The 2,416-nt window shown below is 64.7% G+C and carries 4 protein-coding genes; 2 read left to right on the forward strand and 2 right to left on the reverse strand.

Annotation, left to right across the window (positions count from 1 at the left end; translation table 11 throughout):
* On the reverse strand, window positions 1-205 hold a 205-nt coding region (locus H7290_RS09940; RefSeq protein WP_290513860.1), incomplete at its 3' end, for a MerR family transcriptional regulator.
* A 461-nt stretch (window positions 206-666) separates the two neighbouring features.
* Here H7290_RS09940 and H7290_RS21330 point away from each other — a divergent pair.
* Window positions 667-993: a DUF4386 family protein gene (locus H7290_RS21330; RefSeq protein ID WP_366927619.1), complete on the forward strand. Its 327-nt coding sequence runs from the start codon at window positions 667-669 to the stop codon at window positions 991-993.
* Between the two features lie 202 nt (window positions 994-1,195).
* Window positions 1,196-1,885 carry a haloacid dehalogenase type II gene (locus H7290_RS09945; RefSeq protein ID WP_290513861.1) on the forward strand — a complete coding sequence of 230 codons (690 nt, stop codon included), beginning with the start codon at window positions 1,196-1,198 and terminating at the stop codon, window positions 1,883-1,885.
* A gap of 98 nt (window positions 1,886-1,983) precedes the next feature.
* On the opposite strand, the gene H7290_RS09950 is transcribed toward H7290_RS09945, so the two are convergent.
* Window positions 1,984-2,416 (reverse strand): carboxymuconolactone decarboxylase family protein (locus H7290_RS09950; RefSeq protein ID WP_290513862.1); only part of this gene is annotated, 433 nt, incomplete at its 5' end.

The raw sequence follows: 2,416 nt of genomic DNA on the forward strand, positions 1-2,416 counted from the left end.
ACATGCCGGTCGCCGCGAGGCACGCAACCCACATCAGCTGGTCGAGGTCGTCTTCGTCATACACGCGGTGCTTGCTGCTCTCACCGCGACTGATCGGCCAGATCACGCCGATCGTCTCGTAGTACCGAAGCGTGCTGGCAGGTAGCCCGGTGAGCGCCGCCGTTTCCGTAATGGTGTGGCTGCGTTGCGTAGTTGTTCGACTCACCTGTACGACACTAAGAACTTCAAGTACTTGAAGTCAAAGGCTCGCCCAGGACTACACGATTCGCGCCGGCGCGCGGGTGTCAATCCACCGTGATCCACCGCGAGTGGACCAGTGGCAACCTGCGTCGCCGGCCGATGTTCGACGAGAATTCTTGCCTGTCGGGGGAGTATTGCCGCTGTCGCGGCGGGTCTTTCGTCACTGTCACGGATTGGCGCGAGTGGCGTCGTGAGGAGGGACATCCACCAAGGAGTGAACATGTCGATGAGGACAATTGAACGAGCCGCGGGTGCATGCTTCCTGCTGGCTTACGTCTTACGTCTTACGTCTTGCGGGCGGTGTCATGGTCGATTCGAGTCCAGGCACCCCTGCCGGTCTGCCTCGCGTCGTGGACCACAAGACGCTGATCGAGGCAGGGGTGCTGATGATGAGCCTCAACTCCGTTGCTGCCAGCATCGGGGCAGTTGAGAGCCTGGGATCAGACGGGCTGCCCGTCGACGTGGCGTCACTTCGGACGGACGGTCGGTCTTGTCCTTTTCGGGGCCCACCTGCTCCTCGTGGGTTACTTGGCGTACAAGTCTGAGTTCATCCCCAATTGCCTTGGTGCCCTGATCTGCATCGCCGGCGGAGGCTATGCCTTCGACGGTTTAGCCACAGTGCTCTCGAACGGCTCCATACCCAAAATCACACCGTTCACGTTCATCGGTGGACTCGCGCTGGCACTATGTCTCGTCATCCGAGATCGCCACCTCTCCGCCGGCGAACTAGCAGCAACGAGAATGCCGGCCTGACACGGTCACCCGAACTCCCGCGGTCCGCTCGGGTGGGGGATTGCCGACTAGCTTTGATGGGCGGAGCCGACATCTACGCTCGACCATGGACGGTTCTCGAAAGCACCGCGACGGACGTGCAGTCCTGGAGCCTGCGGGGCGGCCATGTCCAGGTACGCGTCCGAACCCTCTGACCCACGACCACACACAAAGGAGCTGTCACATGCCAATCCCGCAGCCCACGCTCATCATTTTCGACGTCAACGAGACGCTGTCGGACATGTCACCGCTCCAGCAGCGTTTCGAGGAGGTCGGACTGGATCCACGCGAGGCGACCACCTGGTTCGCGACCCTGCTGCGTGACGGTTTCGCCTTGACCGTCGCCGGGGCGAATCCATCGTTTGCCGGGCTGGCCCGTGGGTCGCTCGAGGTCTCGCTTGCCGGCAAGGTGGCGCCGGACTCGCTCGAGAGCGCCGTGCTCCACATCCTGGAGGGACTGGGAGCGCTCGGTGTCCACGAGGATGTGGTCGACGGGATCACGGCCCTGGCCGAGCAGGGCTGGCGGCTCGTGACGTTGAGCAACGGCGCCACCACGGTGGCGCAGTCGCTCTTCGACGCAGCCGGCATTCGCGACCGGTTCGAGCATCTGCTCACCGTGCAGGACGCGCCCCGGTGGAAACCGGCCCGAGAGGCGTACCGCTACGCATTGGATGCCTGTGCTCTCGACACTCCGGGTGAGGCCATGCTCGTCGCGGTGCACCCCTGGGACATCGAAGGGGCGCACAACGCTGGCCTCCGCACGGCGTGGATCAACCGGTCGGGAGCGCGCTACCCCTCCTACTTCGCCCAGCCCGACCTCGAAGCCTCCTCGGTGCTGGATCTGGCACGTCAGCTGGTGTCCGCGTCGGCCTGAGACCAGCACGATGCGGATGTCGGCCAAGGTCCGCGGGTCATGAGAGCGGGGGCCGGCCCGGGTGGGTAGGACGGCCCCTGCCGGTTCCTTTCAGGGTGTCACAGCGCGGGGGCTGCGGGTAGGTCGAGCTCGGTATCGACCAGGTGGTTGAAGTAGTTCGTGAACAGGTTGAGCGTCACATGTGTGCTCAGCTCGGTGAGCTGAGTGTCGGACCACCCTGCCTCCAGCGCCCGGTCCCACGACGCGTCGGCGACGGTGCCCTGGTGGGCCGTCATCTCGCGAGCCAGCGTCAGCAGGGCGCCGAGCTTGGCGTCGAACCCGACCTCGTCTCGCCGGACCTGCACCATCTCCTCACCCGTCAGGCCGGCGGCCTTGCCGCCGGCGGTGTGGGCTGCCTGGCAGTACGAGCATTTATCGACGTTTCCTACCGCTAGCGCGATGGCCTCACGGGTGCGGCCATCGAAGCTTCCGTAGTCTGCGATCACCTGCTGCAGCGCGATGTAGGACTGCAGGACAACCGGGGAGTGGGCC

Source organism: Aeromicrobium sp. (assembly GCF_014378035.1).
GTDB lineage: Bacteria > Actinomycetota > Actinomycetes > Propionibacteriales > Nocardioidaceae > Aeromicrobium.